The organism is Lactobacillus ultunensis DSM 16047 (assembly GCF_001436305.1).
Classification (GTDB): Bacteria; Bacillota; Bacilli; order Lactobacillales; family Lactobacillaceae; genus Lactobacillus; species Lactobacillus ultunensis.
Window position 1 is genome coordinate 19,951 of the sequence record NZ_AZFO01000013.1, and the last position, 17,509, is coordinate 37,459.

Annotated in this window: 14 protein-coding genes; 13 read left to right on the plus strand and 1 reads right to left on the minus strand. The window is 32.0% G+C overall.

Features of this window, described 5'->3' with window-relative positions; genetic code table 11:
• Nucleotides 1–30: 30 nt before the first annotated feature.
• Nucleotides 31–642, minus strand: a complete 612-nt coding sequence (rpsD, locus tag FC57_RS05215) for a 30S ribosomal protein S4 (protein ID WP_007126372.1) — start codon at nucleotides 640–642, stop codon at nucleotides 31–33.
• 281 nt (nucleotides 643–923) lie between these two features.
• Here rpsD and ezrA point away from each other — a divergent pair, with 281 nt between their 5' ends.
• The 13 genes from ezrA to FC57_RS05280 all read left to right on the plus strand — a co-directional run bounded on the left by ezrA (nucleotide 924) and on the right by FC57_RS05280 (nucleotide 17,499).
• Nucleotides 924–2,633, plus strand: coding sequence for a septation ring formation regulator EzrA (gene ezrA, locus FC57_RS05220; protein WP_007126371.1), 1,710 nt, complete (start codon nucleotides 924–926; stop codon nucleotides 2,631–2,633).
• Between the two features lie 91 nt (nucleotides 2,634–2,724).
• Nucleotides 2,725–3,885, plus strand: coding sequence for a cysteine desulfurase family protein (locus FC57_RS05225; RefSeq protein WP_007126370.1), 1,161 nt, complete (start codon nucleotides 2,725–2,727; stop codon nucleotides 3,883–3,885).
• Nucleotides 3,885–5,102 carry a tRNA uracil 4-sulfurtransferase ThiI gene (gene thiI / locus FC57_RS05230; protein WP_007126369.1) on the plus strand — a complete coding sequence of 406 codons (1,218 nt, stop codon included), beginning with the start codon at nucleotides 3,885–3,887 and terminating at the stop codon, nucleotides 5,100–5,102. Before FC57_RS05225 ends, thiI begins: the two co-directional genes overlap by 1 nt.
• Before the next feature lie 101 nt (nucleotides 5,103–5,203).
• A complete protein-coding gene (locus tag FC57_RS05235; protein ID WP_007126368.1) occupies nucleotides 5,204–6,022 on the plus strand; it encodes a helix-turn-helix domain-containing protein in 819 nt (272 codons plus the stop codon).
• A gap of 117 nt (nucleotides 6,023–6,139) precedes the next feature.
• Nucleotides 6,140–6,907, plus strand: a complete 768-nt coding sequence (locus tag FC57_RS05240; protein WP_007126367.1) for a helix-turn-helix domain-containing protein — start codon at nucleotides 6,140–6,142, stop codon at nucleotides 6,905–6,907.
• A 159-nt stretch (nucleotides 6,908–7,066) separates the two neighbouring features.
• A complete protein-coding gene (locus tag FC57_RS05245; RefSeq protein ID WP_007126366.1) occupies nucleotides 7,067–7,828 on the plus strand; it encodes a helix-turn-helix domain-containing protein in 762 nt (253 codons plus the stop codon).
• 20 nt (nucleotides 7,829–7,848) lie between these two features.
• A complete protein-coding gene (locus FC57_RS05250; RefSeq protein WP_007126365.1) occupies nucleotides 7,849–8,709 on the plus strand; it encodes a hypothetical protein in 861 nt (286 codons plus the stop codon).
• 177 nt (nucleotides 8,710–8,886) lie between these two features.
• Entirely contained in the window at nucleotides 8,887–9,816 is a 930-nt protein-coding gene (locus tag FC57_RS05255) for a glycosyltransferase family 2 protein (protein ID WP_007126364.1), read from the plus strand.
• Between the two features lie 3 nt (nucleotides 9,817–9,819).
• Nucleotides 9,820–11,514, plus strand: coding sequence for a hypothetical protein (locus FC57_RS05260; RefSeq protein WP_007126363.1), 1,695 nt, complete (start codon nucleotides 9,820–9,822; stop codon nucleotides 11,512–11,514).
• The gene (locus FC57_RS05265) at nucleotides 11,511–13,196 is read left to right on the plus strand and encodes a glycosyltransferase family protein (RefSeq protein WP_007126362.1); all 1,686 of its coding nucleotides are present in this window, start codon (nucleotides 11,511–11,513) and stop codon (nucleotides 13,194–13,196) included. Before FC57_RS05260 ends, FC57_RS05265 begins: the two co-directional genes overlap by 4 nt.
• A gap of 332 nt (nucleotides 13,197–13,528) precedes the next feature.
• The gene (locus FC57_RS05270; RefSeq protein ID WP_236253592.1) at nucleotides 13,529–16,126 is read left to right on the plus strand and encodes an LTA synthase family protein; all 2,598 of its coding nucleotides are present in this window, start codon (nucleotides 13,529–13,531) and stop codon (nucleotides 16,124–16,126) included.
• A 29-nt stretch (nucleotides 16,127–16,155) separates the two neighbouring features.
• Nucleotides 16,156–16,572, plus strand: coding sequence for a GtrA family protein (locus FC57_RS05275; RefSeq protein WP_007126360.1), 417 nt, complete (start codon nucleotides 16,156–16,158; stop codon nucleotides 16,570–16,572).
• A gap of 129 nt (nucleotides 16,573–16,701) precedes the next feature.
• A complete protein-coding gene (locus tag FC57_RS05280) occupies nucleotides 16,702–17,499 on the plus strand; it encodes a helix-turn-helix domain-containing protein (protein ID WP_007126359.1) in 798 nt (265 codons plus the stop codon).
• Nucleotides 17,500–17,509: the final 10 nt, after the last annotated feature.

Consider the following 17,509-nt stretch of genomic DNA (forward strand, 5'->3'; position numbering starts at 1 on the left):
AAGGCTTTTCGACAAAATAAAATGTAAAAATTAAAGTAACTTGTTGTAGTATTCAACAACGAGTGATTCATCAATTTCTGGTTCCATTTCGTCACGTTCTGGTAAACGTACAAGAGTACCTTCCATCTTGTTGTCATCAAATGAAACAAATGATGGACGAGCAGTAACTGCGTCTAAGGCATCCTTAACTTGTTGCAAGTTCTTTGAGTTTTCCTTCAAACCAACAACTTGGCCTACGCTGACTTCGTATGAAGGAATGTCAACGCGCTTACCATCAACAGTGATGTGACCGTGGTTAACTAATTGTCTAGCTTGTTCTCTAGTAGTAGCTAAACCAAGGCGGTAAACAATGTTGTCCAAACGACGTTCAAGCAAGATCATGAAGTTAACACCGTGTTGACCTTCACGAATCTTACCAGCGCGTGCGAACAAAGTTCTAAATTGACGTTCGTTTAAGCCGTACATCCAACGTAACTTTTGCTTTTCGTGTAATTGTTGGCCATATTCTGACAAACGACCGCGGTTGTTAGGACCGTGTTGACCTGGAGCGTAATTACGACGTGCGATTTCCTTACCAGTACCTGAAAGGGAAATACCTAATCTTCTTGAACGTTTCCAACTTGGACCTGTATATCTTGACATAAAAATCCTCCATAAAATTTAAATAATAATTTTTGGAGTAAAATATTACGAATAAGTTCAACATTCGTGCATCTCAAATTCACATTTTCGCCCCATGCAGCGTGGGTTACTCGTTCACTAAAGCGTTTCAAGATGTTGACGTTCTTGTCACTTATTGCTGCAAATATTTTACACGATTAGTATTATATAGAGTTAGGAATAATAAATCAAGAAATGGAACAGCTTTTTCACATCTTTAGGTCATGTTTTGTTATAATTATGGTAGTTTTGGAGGATAAACAATGCCATCAATTCAAGCTATTATTATTATCGCCGTTGTAATCCTGATCATTGTTATCATCGCTTCAATGTTGCTCATCAATCGCAAGCAGCTTCGTGAGATTGAAGTAATTGCCGCTGCTGTTGACGAAATTGAGAAGATGCATCTTGAGGAAGATATCAAGCGACTGAATAAGATGGATTTAGCGGGTGAAAGTTTAACTACATTAAATACTTGGCGAAAGAGCTATAATGATGCTTCAACCAAAAAAATACCACATGTTCGCAAATTATTTGAAGAAGCAGCTAATGATAATTCAACTTATAGACTCTTTAAAGCTAGAAAAAAGATTAAAAAAGCACAAGAAATTATCAAGCCAACTTTAGAAGATGCTCGTAATACGAAGGCTGTCTTTACTGAACTACTCGAATCAAATAAAGAAAATCAGATTCAATATGATGCCTTGATTAAGGTATATCGGGAGCTTAGAAAAGATGTCCTGGCTAGTTCATTTGAATATGGTGCTGCTATTGATCAAATTGAAGATCAATTAGCTTCAATGGAAAGTGACTTTGAAGAAGCTAAGAATTTATCTTCACAAGGTGACCATGTTGAAGCTAAACGAGTTCTTTCTAAGATCAGAATGGCCTTGGGTGGATTGCAAAAACAATTGCCTAAAATTAAAGATGGTTATCATCAATTAGAAGTTGTTTTCCAAGATCAATTAAGGGAATTATCTGATGCATATAAGAAGATGATTTCTGAAAAGTACTATATTACTGATGTAGATGTTTTAGAGCGCATTAAAGAAATTCATGACGAAATCGATGATGCACGTAAGCTTTTATCAGAAACTAAGGTAGACGAATTAGCTAAGACTAATAAGAAAATCTCTGGTGAAATTAGTTCACTTTATAATGTTTTGGCTAAGGAATATAAAGCTCGGCCTTTCGTTGAAAAGAATCAGAATAAGATGTTGACTTTGATTGCTCACCAACAGGCTGCTTCTAAAAAGTTGGTTGAAAAACTGCAGCATATTGATGAGAGTTATGAATTGACTCATGGAGAACTTGAAAAAAGCAAGGAATTAGAAAAAGAAGTCAACAACATGAACCGTCAATATACTGTCGATACGCAAAATATTGCTGACGGTAAGGGTGTTTATTCAGCAATTCAAGATTCTTGGCTTCAAATGCTCGATCGTTTGCGTAAAATCGATCAAGAGCAAGCAAAGATGTCTACTGATGTTGATGGCTTATACGATTCAGAAAATGTAGCTAATGATTCAATTAAGCGTTTTAAACAAGAAGTTTCATTAGTTTACCGTCGACTTGAGCGTCGTAATTTGCCAGGCAATCCAGATAGTTTTGTTCAAATGTATACTTTGGTTGTCAATGAAATTGGTCATGTCAGTGATGAGTTAAGCCGAGTCAGAATTAATATGGAAAAAATTTCCAATGAATTAATTCAGATTTCTGACGATGTGGAGAGACTTAAGCGTGAAGCTGATGACATCATTAATTCTAGCAACTTGGTAGAATTAACTATGCAGTATGCCAATAAGTATGCTGATAAGGATCCGGTTAAACAAGCTCAAAAGACGGCTATGCAGCTTTATGATGAATATCATTATAAGGAAGCTTTAGATACGATAGCAACAGCTCTTGAAAAAGTAGAGCCTGGTAGTTATCAAAGATTGGAAAATTCATATTATTCAGAACAAAGAGAATAAATTATTGAAGCATTTCGATATTTAGGCTAAAATTTAAAAGTCGTTAAAACGGTCAAGTCATTGACCGTTTTTTGATAGAGGGGTAATATTAGTGATTTATTTTGACAATAGTGCAACAACAAAAATAGATCCTCAAGTTTTAGATACTTATAATAAGGTAGCAACTAATATTTGGGGTAATCCTTCAAGTTTGCATAAGATGGGTGATAGAGCTCATCAACTGCTTGAAGCTTCACGTAAGCAAATTGCTGATTTATTGGGAACCAAACAACATGAGATCTTCTTCACGTCGGGTGGTACAGAATCAAACAATACGGCTATTAAAGGAACGGCAATTCAAAAGCGTGAGTTTGGTAAGCATATTATTACTTCTAGCGTTGAACATGCTTCTGTCGCAAATAGTTTTACAGCCTTAGAGAATTTGGGTTGGCGTGTAACTCGTTTACCTGTTGATAAAGAAGGCAGAGTAAATGTCAATGATTTAAGGAATGCGATTGATTCAGATACTACTCTGGTTTCAATTATGGGTGTTAATAACGAAATTGGAACTATTCAACCAATTGAAGAAATTAGTGATTTGCTAGAGAATTATCCGACAATTCAATTTCACGTTGATAATGTCCAAGCTTTAGGTAAGAACATTTGGGACAAAGTCTTTACGCCTCGAGTTGATCTTTCTAGTTTATCTGCTCATAAGTTTCATGCACCACGTGGTATCGGTATCTTATATAAAAAGGAAGGTAAGATGCTGAGTCCACTTCATGATGGTGGTGGTCAAGAAAAAGGCTTGCGTTCAGGTACCGAAAACTTACCTGCTATTGCTGGTATGGCAAAGGCTATACGTTTGCTTTTACAAAATGAGCCAGAAAAGGCTGCTCGAGAAGCTGCAATTAAGGCTAAGATCGTTGATTATCTTAAGCAAAAGCCTGGCATTGATATCTTTTCACCAGTTCAAGATAATTTTGCACCGCATATTCTTTGCTTTGCTTTAGAGGGTATTCGTGGTGAAACTTTAGTTCATACTTTGGAAGATCAAGATATTTATACATCAACTACATCTGCATGTGCTTCTAAGACAGCTGATGAGGCAAGTACCTTGGTTTCTATGCATATTGATGATAAGATTGCTACTAGTGCAATACGTTTGAGTTTTGATGAGACAAATACGCTTGCAGAAGCAGATGAATTTATCAAGGTCTTTGATAAGATCTACAATCATTTTGCTAAAATTAATCATTTGGGAGAGAATTAATGGAATATACAGAAGTTATGGTCCGTTATGGGGAACTCTCAACTAAGGGGAAGAATAGAAAGGACTTTATCAATCGTTTAGCTACTAACGTTGAAAGAGTCTTGAAGGATTTCCCTCAAATTGAATTTCACCCACGGCACGACCGGATGCACATCATTTTGAATGGTGCACCATTTACTGAAGTTGATAAGCGACTTAAAAAGGTTTTTGGTATTCAAACCTACTCACCAGCTATTAAAGTTCCTAAGACTTTAGAGGATATTAAGAAAACCTCTTTGGAATTAATGAATGAAACTTTTAAGCCAGGAATGACTTTTAAAGTTAATACTAAACGAAGTGATCATAAGTTTGAATATGATACTAATCAACTTAACAATTTAGTTGGTGACTACTTATTTGATCATATCGATCATTTGAAGGCTGAAATGAAGCATCCGGATTTAGTATTGAGAATTGAAGTTCGTCAAGATGCTGTTTATATTTCAAATCAATTGCTTCATGGTGTTGGCGGGATGCCAGTTGGTACTGCTGGCAAGGCCGTTATGATGTTATCAGGTGGGATCGACTCACCAGTTGCTTCATGGCTTGCCCTCAAGCGTGGAGTAGATATTGAAATGGTCCACTTCTTTAGCCCGCCTTACACTACTGAGAAGGCTTTGGCTAAAGCTAAGGAATTAACTGGTATTTTGGCAAATTACGCTGGCAAGATTAACTTTATTGCTGTCCCATTTGCTGAAATTCAGGAAACCATTAAGGAAAAGTTGCCTGAAGGTTACTTGATGACAGTTCAACGTCGTTTTATGTTGCAATTAGCTGATCGTATCCGTAAGATGCGTGGGGGCTTGGCAATTTTCAATGGTGAATCTGTTGGTCAAGTTGCTTCTCAAACATTGCAATCAATGGTAGCAATTAACGATGTAACAACCACTCCAGTTATTCGTCCCGTAGCTACGATGGACAAGACCGAAATCATTGCTAAGGCTGAAAAGATTGGTACCTTTGATCTGTCAATCAAACCATTTGAAGATTGTTGTACTATCTTTGCTCCGCCTCGTCCTAAGACTAAGCCAAAGTTAGAAAAAGCACGTGAATATGAAGCACGTCTGGATGTTGAAGGACTGATTCAGAGAGCTTTGGATGGTATTGAAGTAACACCAATTTATCCAAATGAAAAATTCTTGGATGATAAAGCACAAGAAGATAAAGATTTATTGTAAAAAGAAAGCATTCTATAGTAATTAACTATAGGATGTTTTTTGCTAGAAAAAATCTGATTTTTATCTATTGATTCTTTCTATATAGAAAGTAGGAATTTCAAATGACAATAGGAGAATTACTAAAATCAACTCGCTTAAATGCTGGCTGGACTCAAAAAGAAATGGCAGCTGGTGTTGTTTCGGAATCGTTTTATTCTAAAGTAGAACGCAGTATTCATCATATAGACGCAGATACTTTGCTTGAAATCTTGAAAGCTAAAAGAATCAATCCAGCTCTTTTTTTTAATGCAGCTCCTACTGATGAAAAAAATACAGCAAGTAACTTAATAACTAATAAAATTGTCAATGCAACGAATCGTAGAGACATACAAGCTTGGCGGCAAGCAGCAGAAGAATATGAAGAAAATAAGAAAAAGGGTATTGAATACACGCAATGGGTAAGTTATGTGCTAGATCTTGGACAAGCATGGATACTGCGTTCACCTGAAAAAGTGACATTAAAAACGCAAGCACAGATAAAGAGAATAGTTAATGAAGACAATTGGAATATGTTTACCTATAATCTTATTGGCATGGCGTTTATTGTCCTAAAACCAGATGAAGTAAAATATTTTACTCATCGGGCTTATTCAATCTTTAAAAAGTCTAAGGGAATAGTGAATGATCAAGTAACAAATAGTGTAAATTCTTTGGCAGTTAATTTTTTGATATATGCCTATATTCATAATTTTGATAAAAGAGAATACCAAGAAACATTCGAACTTTTTAAAGAATTACCGATGGATCCAGGAAATCTTATTTATCGCATAGTTTTAAAATATTATCAGGCTTTGTTAAACCAGAGTCAGAATGATATTGAAAAATACGGTTCTCTTTTAAAAGGTGAAGAATTTTTCTGTGTTTTACAAGATGATAAGTAACTAAGAAAGGCTTAGAATATAGCCTTTTTCTTTTACCCTAAAATTCAACTTTCGATATAGAAAGTTTGCGTACTATATAAAAATTTTCCAATAAGATATTTTTGGAAGTGACAGAATATGGTAACAATAGGGCAACAATTAAGTAAAACTAGACGAAAATTAGTCTTAAATAAAAGTCAAATGGCTAAGCATATAATAAGTGTTTCCTTTTATTCCAGAGTTGAAAATAATACAACTACAATTTCAGCAACAAATTTAATTAGACTTTTGCGTTATCACGATCAATCGATTATTAAATTCATGCAACCTTTTGCAAATAATGCTCTTAGTTTGCAAATTTATGAAAGTAAAATAAATGAGGCTTTTCAACGTAAGGATATTACAAAACTGCAACAACTCAAGAGTAAAATGAATTTCAAAATGATTCATCAGATCATTAATTTAAAGTTGAATGAACTTGAACAAAATGCAAAAACTCGTTCACCAGACGTTACGCATCTAAAGCATGACATGCTTCAAATTGAAAATTGGGATGCTAATTATTTATGGGTATTTTTAAACATAATGAATTATTATGAATTCACTGATTTGGAAGGATTAATAGGATCTATATTTAATAAATATAGAAATAGTAGTCAATATGATCCCACAACGTTGAAATTTTTAGCAGAAATTGCAGTAAATTATCTAAAAATATGTTATTCCAATCAGGATACTAAATTCGAAATGAAGAAAGCTATAGATTTTGTAAAGTCATTGCCAAACACAGTCGATATTTTTAATGAAAAACTAGTAATTACATATTTTGAATCCGTAATTAATAAAGAGGATAAGACTGCAATTGAGATATCTCAATTAGCACAAAATATTGGTTATACAATATAGCCTTTTTAGTCAGAATATGAATATTAAGCTTTAATTAGTTTCTCTAAGATTATTTGCAAATATGTAGTTTTTAAGTTCTGAGAGAAATCGATCTTCATAATATGAGTAAAAGAAAAAATTATCTCAATTCTATTATGAAAATATGATAGAGGAACATAAATGACTATTGGTGAGCAGTTAAAAAGAGAGCGATTGCTTCTTGGAATTACTCAAAAACAAATGTGTGCGGGAATAATTACAGATGCAACTTATTCTAGAGTGGAAAGAAATAAAATTGAAATTAATATCATTAATTTAATACGTATTCTAAATAAATGGCAAATTTCATTTAATGATTTCTTTTCTCCATTTGATATTTCTCCAATTAACCAAGAAATTGGTTATGCGTTTATCAATCGAGATATACCTAAGCTTGAAGCTTTAAGCAAGGACGGACGTGTTCAGGATGAAAGCCATCAATTTGAATTTCGACTGATAAAGGCTATTTTAAATGATAAGATTGCAGATTTATCTGCTGATATGAAGCAAAAAGCTAGATGGCAAATCTTACCAGTTGGAGAATTTAATACTAATTTTTTGTTCAAGTTACAATTAGTAATGCCATTCTATAGTTTTGAAGAGAGTAAGTTACTTATTAGTTACGTTTTAGATTCTAGTAAAGAAATAGATGTAACTGATAAAAGCACAAGTTTTCTTCTGAGCGTACTTGTTGCCTATATAAAGCAATGTATTCAGAGTAATCAGATGGATGAAGCAAGAAAAATTATTGATTTTATTCAGAATTTTCCAAACGGCTCTTCCGTTTATGTCTATAAAGCATTGGCTTTATATAATTTAGCTGATATTGAGAAAGATGAAAAAAGAAAAGTAAAGACAAAGAATTTAATAGACCTTGTAGGTTATTCTAAATGTCTTAATTAGTGGTATAGATAGGAGTTTTTATGAGAAAATCAATTAAATATTTAGGTATTATTTCAGTAGCCTTGTTTGCGGTATCACCCTTGATTCCTGCTGATCTACAGTTATCAGTTGATACAGTTGATGCTTCTGCCAAAATTGATAACGATTCAACTTTTATTAAGCTTATTAAGAGTAAGCCATATTTTGTTGTACAACCTGGTCAAGATATCGCAGACTTTGAAAATTCAATTGGCTTAAATGATGATGATGACAAAGATCAATCAATTAACGACATTACTCCAAGTGTTGGGAAGGTCGACTTAACGGAAGGTGTAAGTTATGGTCGGTACTATTTAGCAAAAAATGGAGAAATGTACGAATACGATGAGGATGCCTTTAAGGCGGGTAGGACATATGTTTTGATACCCAACTTTACGATCACTGATTTGAAACCAGGAGCTAAATACACATTATATAGTAACGGGTCTGATGGTATTTATGATAATGAAAAAGCAGATGAAGATGGACAATTAAATGCTGAATTCTGTATTCCAATCTATGTGGGACAAGCTCCAAGCAATACTTCAACGTCGGGTTTAATTCCAGGTAAAGACTTTAGTTTTGATGCTAATAAAGGTTCTAGCTCAGCAAAGAGCAATATTACTTCTGGTGTAAAGAAGACTAAAAAAGTTGGCTTGAAAAAAGTTCAGACTAAACAGTTTAAAACTAAGTTATACAGTGCTAAAGGTATGGTAAAGAAAGTTTTGCATGGCCGAAAAATATTGAAAATTAATGGAAAGAAAAAAATTAAAGTAAGTCACAAATATCGTGTGGCTTATAGAGTCAAGATTCATTTTTCAACTTATTATATTTTAGCTAATAAATTAAAGCTGATTAAATAAAAAATACACTCGAATTCCAAGTTACTGGTTTTCGGGTGTTTTTTATTTATGAAATAAAAATTAAAATTCACTCTTGATTTAGCAAATATGTAAAAAATAAGGTCTGATAAAATCCCGTCTTTATAATTTAAACGGTAATTAAGAGTGAATGAAATAAATAAGGATGAATAAAGCTTAATGGATAAATTGTCAATTGTTGTGCCTTGCTTTAATGAAGAAGAATCAATACCGCTATTTTATTCAGCAGTAAATAAAGTCTTAGAGAAGATTCTTAATCTTGAAGCGGAGTATTGGTTTGTTAATGATGGTTCAAAGGATTCTAGCTTGGCAAAGATGAAGGAATTACGTGAAAAGGATAAGCATGTTCACTATATTTCCTTTTCACGTAATTTTGGTAAAGAAGCCGCATTATATGCAGGCTTGCAAAACGCAACAGGCAACTATGTTGTAGTAATGGATGTAGATTTGCAAGATCCACCTAAGTTCTTGCCTAAAATGTATGACTTGATTAAGTCTGGTCAATATGACTCTGTTGGATGCAGACGCGTAGATCGCAAAGGTGAGAATAAATTTAAATCATTCTTGAGTGATAAATTCTACGCTGTCATTAATAAGATATCAAAGACTCAAATTGTTCCAGGTGCGCGTGACTACCGTATGATGACCAGACAGATGGTCAATGCCGTTTTATCTATGAAAGAGTATAGCCGTTTTTCCAAAGGTATTTTTTCATGGGTAGGATTTAAGACCAAATATCTTGAATATCACAATATTGAACGTGTAGCTGGTGAGACTGATTGGACTACTTGGAAGCTATTTAAATATGCAATGAATGGAATTGCAGATTTCTCCCAAGCACCTTTGAACCTTGCAGTTTGGATTGGACTTTTTTCTTTTGCATTATCCCTGCTTGGGATTTTGTTCATTATTATTAGAAAAATCGTCAGTCCAGCTTCAAGTGTTTTTGGTTGGGCAAGTTTAGTTGCAGTTATTTTGCTAATTGGGGGATTGCAGCTTCTGTGTATCGGTATAATTGGCCGATATGTTGGAAAAATTTATCTTCAAGTTAAAAATCGTCCAGTTTATATAGTTAAAGAAAAGGAATAATGAATGAAAAATATTAAGTGGGAAAAAGTCTGGGGAGTAGTTTGGCCATATTTAGTATTTATTGCAGTAACAACGATTATGATTTGGCCACAATTAAAAATAGGAGTTTTTACAAGCGGTGCAGATACATTCTTTCATTCTGCTCGCTTTTATGATGCTGCGATGCAAATACATAATCATAATTTTAGTTCTTTTCAATCAAATTATGGTTTCCAACAATCCGGTCGTGTCATCAATGCGTTGTATGGACCAGGTTTTGCATATTTAAATGGATTAATTTTATTGATGGTAAAAACGTGGTTTAATTATCAAATTTTAACAGATTACTTTATCTGTTTATTGGGTGCAGGTACTATGATGTGCCTTTTGCAATATGTAAAAATTAATAAACCACTTTCTGTACTTCTGAGTATTCTTTTTATAAATATTGGTATGATCCCATCATATATAAATAGTCATACTTTTAATGGATGGGGACAAGCATGGATGCCACTAGTTTTACTGTGTGGTGTACGAATAATTATAGACAAGAAAAGACCGATTAACTGGATACAGTTAATGGTAGTTATGAGCGTAATTATTCAAATTCATATATTGAGTACTTTAATGGCTGTTTTTTTGTTAATACCCTTTTTTATAATTTGTTTATGCCTACATAAAAATGATAAAAAAATATGGATTGATTTATCTAAAGCAATTCTTGGAACTATATGTTTAACAGCAAATGTTTGGGGAGCATATATAGCTTTATATTCTTCTAATAGACTTGCAACTCCTGATGCATATGACTTGAGATTGGGTGGAGTTCAGTTAAGTGGATATAAAGGTTATTTTGGAACTTATGGAACAGTATCTGGTCACATATTGCCGTTAGTGTTGTTTTTAATTATCTTACAATTCATATTCATAATTCGTAATTTTAAGCAGAATCTTATTAATACAACTGTTACTATTTATGGTTTGATCATTCTTGCTGTAGCCTCAATTTATTTTCCATGGGGTGTTGTTCAAAGAATTTTTCCATTCACAAAATCATTGTTTCAATTTCCGTATCGATTAATAGTAATTGCTTACCCATTATTAATATTGGGAATAGGATTAACAATTCGACTTAATTTTATGCAAGTAAATTGGAAAAAATATATATCTATTATATTTGTTGGCCTTGCATTAATTGAAAGCATAGTTTCAACAGTACGCACAACGCGTTATTTTAGTTCATATCATACAGTTAGCGCTACAGTGCAGCGTGCAAGTAAAGATAAGGATTTATCTAAGATCTTTGATAATAAAGTTTATGGTAGACAGTCTGATTACCTTTCAGTTTCTAAAGATTATGTTCCTGGAAAAATGAATAATTTATATAGGAAGAAAGTACTAAAGAAACAGAAAGGTTATAAGCATTTTGTAGATCACAATCGTTTAATACTCAAATGGAATGCTGAAAATAGTAAAAAGGTTACATTGCCATTAGTAATGTATTCTCAAAGTGAACTGATTGTAAACGGAAAACATTTTAATGGAAAGAAAAATTCGGTAGGAAGCCCAATTATTTCACAGAAAAAAGGAGCCAACAGCGCAATTTTGAGTTTTAAAGTTCCTACATATTTTTATGTATTGTTGTGGATAACGATTGTTTCTTGGGTTATATTATTAATTTTTGGTTTATATAAAGTTGGATTGAAATTTACAAAATGATAAATAAAAAAGTTGAAGGTATATTAAAAAAGATTTGGCCATATCTGGTATTTATTGTAGTTGCCATTCTTTTGGTTAGTTATCAAATTCAAAAGCATACCACTATCGTAGTTGCAGATAGTTATTTTCATTTTTCTCGTTTTTATGATGCGGCCGAACAAATTAAGAACCATAATTTTAGTTATTTTCAAATGAATTATAGTTTTAATCAGACTGGCAGAATAATTAATGGTTTCTATGGGCCATTTTTTGCATATCTGATGGGCGGATTACTGCTTTTAGTAAAGAATTGGTTTAATTTTCAAATAATAACTACATTCTTAATATCTTTAATTTCAAGTGTTGGAATGTATTTATGCTCTAAAAAGGTAACTAACAATACAATAATTAGTACTTTAGTAGGTATTATTTATATGTCACAAGTAAAACTATGGAGTAGTGGTTCAACTTTTACATCAATTAGTTCCATGCTTGTGCCGTTCGTCTTATTATGTGGAATTAGAATGGTAACTAACCATGAAAAACCAATTAATTGGATACAATTAGCGTTGATTATGGGAATAGTTTCACAAATTCATGTTTTGAGTATTGTTCTATTTATAATTCTATTATTACCATTCTTTATTGGCGGATTAGTAAAAGCAAAAAGTAAATCAAGAATGTGGTTGGATTTGCTTTTTGCTGTATTGATAACTTTCTTACTTACAGCAAATATTTGGTTTAGCCTTTGCTATGCCAAATTAGGTGAGAATCTATTTAATCCAATTTCTACAAGTATGACAGGAGGAGCAATTTCTCTTCGTCGTTTTACCATACTTACAATTATCGTATATTTAATTCAATTGGTTTACGTGATAATCCATTGGAAAAAAAGTTTTTTAAATAGTTTTATAACAAGTCTGGCAGTTGTATTCGGAGTATTGTCTACTAAAATTTTTCCATGGAGATTGATTCAACAGCATTTTCCAATTTTAAAAGAAACATTTCAATATCCAAGACGAATTAGTGTTTTGTTTATTCCTTTAATTTTAATTGCACTTGGAATAACAGCTAATGAAATAGTGAAAAAAGATAATAGAGAAATTAGCGTAGGCGTTATTGTATTGCTTAGTTTAGTATTTTTAAGTAGTTATAATCGTACAATAAGATTGAATAGTTTTTATACTGTTAATACTTTTATGCTGAATACGGAAGAGAATCATAGGCAAATTGCTGCCGTTAGGTCTAAGAATCCAGGTGAGTTATTTGTGAAAAAGATTATAACAGAACCGGATTATTTGCCTAAGTATAAGAATATTTCTAGTAGAAAAGCTATTCGAGTTTATAGCAAGACTTTAAAGGATTCTAATAGCAGGTTTAAACATAAAGTCCTTTCTAAAGGAAGATTAGAAATTAGTTGGAAAGGAAAATCCTTAAAAGAAATCACACTACCTTTAGTTATCTATAAGAGATCCCAATTGATATTAAATGGTAAACAAGTTGGTAATGTGCACAAAAATGCTGTAGGAATGCCTCGAGTTAAACAATTAGTTGGTAAAAACGTTGCAATTCTCAGTTTTAAGACCACATTCTTATTTAAGATGCTTATAACCATTGCTATCTTAAGCTGGATAATAATATCTGTATCAGGTATTTCATTTACAATCAAAGAACGAAGAAACGGCAAGAGTGAAGTTTTATGAGAAAAGTAATACCAAAATACCTTTTATGGATGTTGGTTAGTATCTTTGCATTTTTACAAATATTAGGTGGACAATTAAATTTTATGGTTTTATCCTTCAAGGGCTTGTCTGCTTCAATACTAAATAATGTGTTCATTATACTTATATCTTTAATATTGGGGTATAAATACAGCGGTAAGAAAATAAAACCAGTTAATGTATTTATATACTGGATTTTGACAGTAATAACTTTAATGATTGTATATCTGGCATACTGGGTCAGATATCCTCAGAACATGAATATCTGGCAATTACTGCATATATTTTTTCCAGTCTTAACTAGTAGTTCGGCTATGTTAACCGGACTACTTTGTTGTATTCTAGTCCAACCATACTTGTATGATTTGCAAGCAAGACTTAGTGCAAAACAAAATACATTATTATTAATAGCATTAACATTACTAGGTTTTACTATTTCAGTGGGAAAATATCCTTTTGATAAATCAATATACGGTCTATATTTGATTCTATTTTTTGCCTGGGGAATGTTTTTAGCAAAAATACATACTTCAAGAAAGCTTCGTATTAGTCTCATTGTCTCAACAATTATTTCATTATTGGTTATGGTCCTTGGAGTATATGGTTTTTATGCTATTTATTGGTATCAAAGACTTGAACGAGGAAAAGTTGTTGACTGGAATTATCAATTATTGTCGAATATAACTTCGCCTTTAGTATTTATTGTGACTATCACTCTCTTTCTAATTTCTGAAAAAGCAATTAAGAAGTTAAGTGTTAATAACTTAATAATCTTTATACCAGTAATTATTTTTGCACAAGCTAAAAATGATACTTTCTTCCTGGTAAGATCTTTCTTGCCAGACCACCTTAATTTCATTTTCTCAATAGTGATTCTATTGATATTAGATTATGGAATTACTTTTTTCTACCGAAGGTTTATTTTAAACTTTAGATCAGTTAAAAAACTGTTGAGTAATAATGATGATCTTTTGGAATTTTTAAGCAGGTTTTGTCATCAACTATTTAATTGGATCCAAAAGAATAAAGTAACTTTATTAACTTTGATTTGGTTACTTGTTTTAAGCTTTAGCTCTTATTTGATTGTGTCTGATCATTTAAAGATCAGTGTATTAAATAATACTAGTTGTAATGCAATAACCTTTTTACTAGCACAAGAATCTGGGACGATAGTTTTAACGGCTATTTTTTTGTATGTTGTGTTTATGCTGGTATATTTAATACTTACCAGATATTGGTCTTCTATAATATTAGTGAGTCTATTAACAATTTTTTGGTCAATTGCTAATAAGATAAAGCTAAATATGAGAGGGGATGCAATTTTTCCTGACGATTTAAACGAAGTAATCAATGTTAAAACTTTGATTCCAATGATTGACCAAAAACTGATTCTGGCAAGTGGAATAGTAATTTTACTTGTGATCATCCTGGATGTTTTCTTAGAGATAAAACATCCAATTAAATTGACCGTGTCATGGAAAAAGAAATTAGTCCTAGGCTTATTAAGTATTTTGGTTTTGATAACGCCACTTCATTTTAATCATAAGGGGAACGTAATCTACTACATCAGTCGCAGTTTTGGTAATAAACCTTCTTTTAACAATTCTAAACAAGATCTTCAATTGCATGGACCGGTTTTTACCTTTTTAGATTATATTGATCAAGTTCATGTAATGAATGAACCCAAAGGATATACGAAGGATAGTATTGATCGGATAAATGCCAGATATCGAAAAGTAGCTCAAGAAATCAATCGACAAAGAAAGAATAAATTAAATAAACAAACTATTGTTTTCAACCTGAGTGAAAGTTTCGTTGATCCGTACACTTTTCCAGAAATGAAATTTAAACCCGGTTTTGTTAATCCAATCAAATACATTCAGTCTTTAAAGCATACTAATACATATGGAACTATGCTTTCCGATGGCTATGGTGGCGGAACTGGAGATATGGAATGGGCAAGCTTAACAGGGTTAAGTATGGGTATTTTCAAAACACCTGTAATTCCATTCGTCCAAATAGTTCCCAAGCATCAATTCTATCCAACTATTGGTATGAACTTTAAGTATAGCTCTGCTATTCATCCATTTAATGGCACCTATTATTCACGAATTGAGGATTATCAAAGATTTAAATTTAACAAGTTTATCTATAATGGTTCAAAGTACCCACTTATCGATCAGCATAAAATAGATAAATCACCTTATAATTCTGACTTTACTGCATATTCTAATGGGTTAAAGCAAATTAAGGATTATCCTCAAGGGCAGTTTATGAATATAATTACTATTCAGAATCATATGCCATATAATAACTGGTATTCTAAGAACAATTATGCCAACTTGTTCAGCAATAAGTTGCTTGATGAAGCTGACAAACAACAAATGGCCACTTATATTAAAGGCTTGAATTATACAGATAAAGCTGTAAAGAGATTTATTAATCAAATTGATAAGATTAACAAGCCAATTACATTCGTGTTCTATGGAGATCATTATCCTAAGATAATAGCTCAAAACTATGTAGCAAAGTATCCAATTAAAATGCATTCCACTCGTTACTTTATTTATGCAAACAAGTACGCACAAGAACATGGTGTGAAGAGTAAGTTAACCGATAAAACTTCCTTTGTTAGTGCAAGTAATTTTATTGCCATGACCCTGGCACAAACTAATTCGAAAGTTACACCTTACCAAGCGCTTTTAACTAGAATTTGGCAAGAATTACCTACTATTACAGTTAATTACAAGGGTAAAAAGAATCCAGAGCTTATTAACCAATTAGGACGTAAAGTTTCTAGTAATAAACTAAATAAAAAGCAGAGACTTCTTCTGAGAGATTATAAATTGATCCAGTATGATATGACTGATGGCTCTGCTTATAGCTTAAAGGCCGAAGGATTTTATAAATAAACAAGAAAGATTAGTGAAAGTCGAAATATATGAGAAAAATAGATAAACTAATTCGTTCCGAAAGTTTTATTCAACTAGTCAAGTATGTCTTGATTGGCGTTCTTGGTTTAGTAGTTGATTTCGGTATTTATACAATTCTGACTCATTTTAAAATGAACGTTGAAATTGCTAATATTATCTCTTCCACTTGTGGCATAATTAATAATTTCTTTTGGAATTCATATGCTAATTTCAAAGTCCATGACCGATTAATATTAAGATTCATTTCTTATTTTTTAGTAGGACAAATTACTACTATCTTTACTACTATTTCATTATTTATCTTTGTTACGAAAATGTGCTTCCCGCACTTGATAGTGAAGATTATTGCTACCTTTGTCGCCACGCTGATTCAATTTGTAATCAACAAAATAATTACTTTCAGAAAAAGTAAGAACAAGATTTAAAGGATCATCTGTATTAATTTACAGATGATCTTTTTGATTAATCACAACCTAAAAAATCTTCTATATGGAAGATTTCAGGTATTTATCCCTATGTTTATTTACGATAGACACAGAAAGTGGGGATAATTAATGACCATTGGATATCAGCTTAGAAAGATACGACAATTTTTAAACTTAACTCAGTCACAAATGTGTGCAGGAATTATTAGTGAATCATTTTATTCTAAAGTTGAACATGATAAAAGTGACCTTAGTTTTGATAAACTATTAGCAATCTTAAAGGCGCATAATATATCGCTTTATGACTTTTTTGAAGTGTTTGATGAAGAAAACTTGCCTAAAGTTAAACTAAGAAAGCAAATTTATACTGCTTTTAATAATCGTAATATTAATCAACTAAAAAGAATTAAGAAGAGTTTAAATAAAAAGGATACGATTGAAAGCTTAAAAATCAACTTGATGTTAGCTACTTTGAATCAACAAGTTTATGAAATACCCGAAGAAATTCAAAAAGAGATTATGAGTAAATGCCTAAAAGTGGATCTGCGAAAACAAAAAGATTTCTGGAATTTAGCAATTTCTACATCTATATATAATTTTAGTGAATTAAGTGCATTTATAGATTATATTTTAGAGAATTCAACTGAATTAAATTTTTCAAATGACAATATGTTAGTTTCATTATTAAATCTGATAATTAATTATCTGGACCGTTGTTTCCATGAAAATTGTCTAGATAGGATTCGAATGTTAGGAGCTTTTGTGGAACAAATTCCTGATAGTTTTACGATTATTTTTCATAAATTGATTGTGAAATATTATGTTGCTTTAGCAGATAATGATGTTGTACTTGTGACAAAAATTGAGAATTTACTGAATAAGAGTGGATATCAATATTATATGAGAACACTATCCGTAGTTGAATAGAGGAATGAAT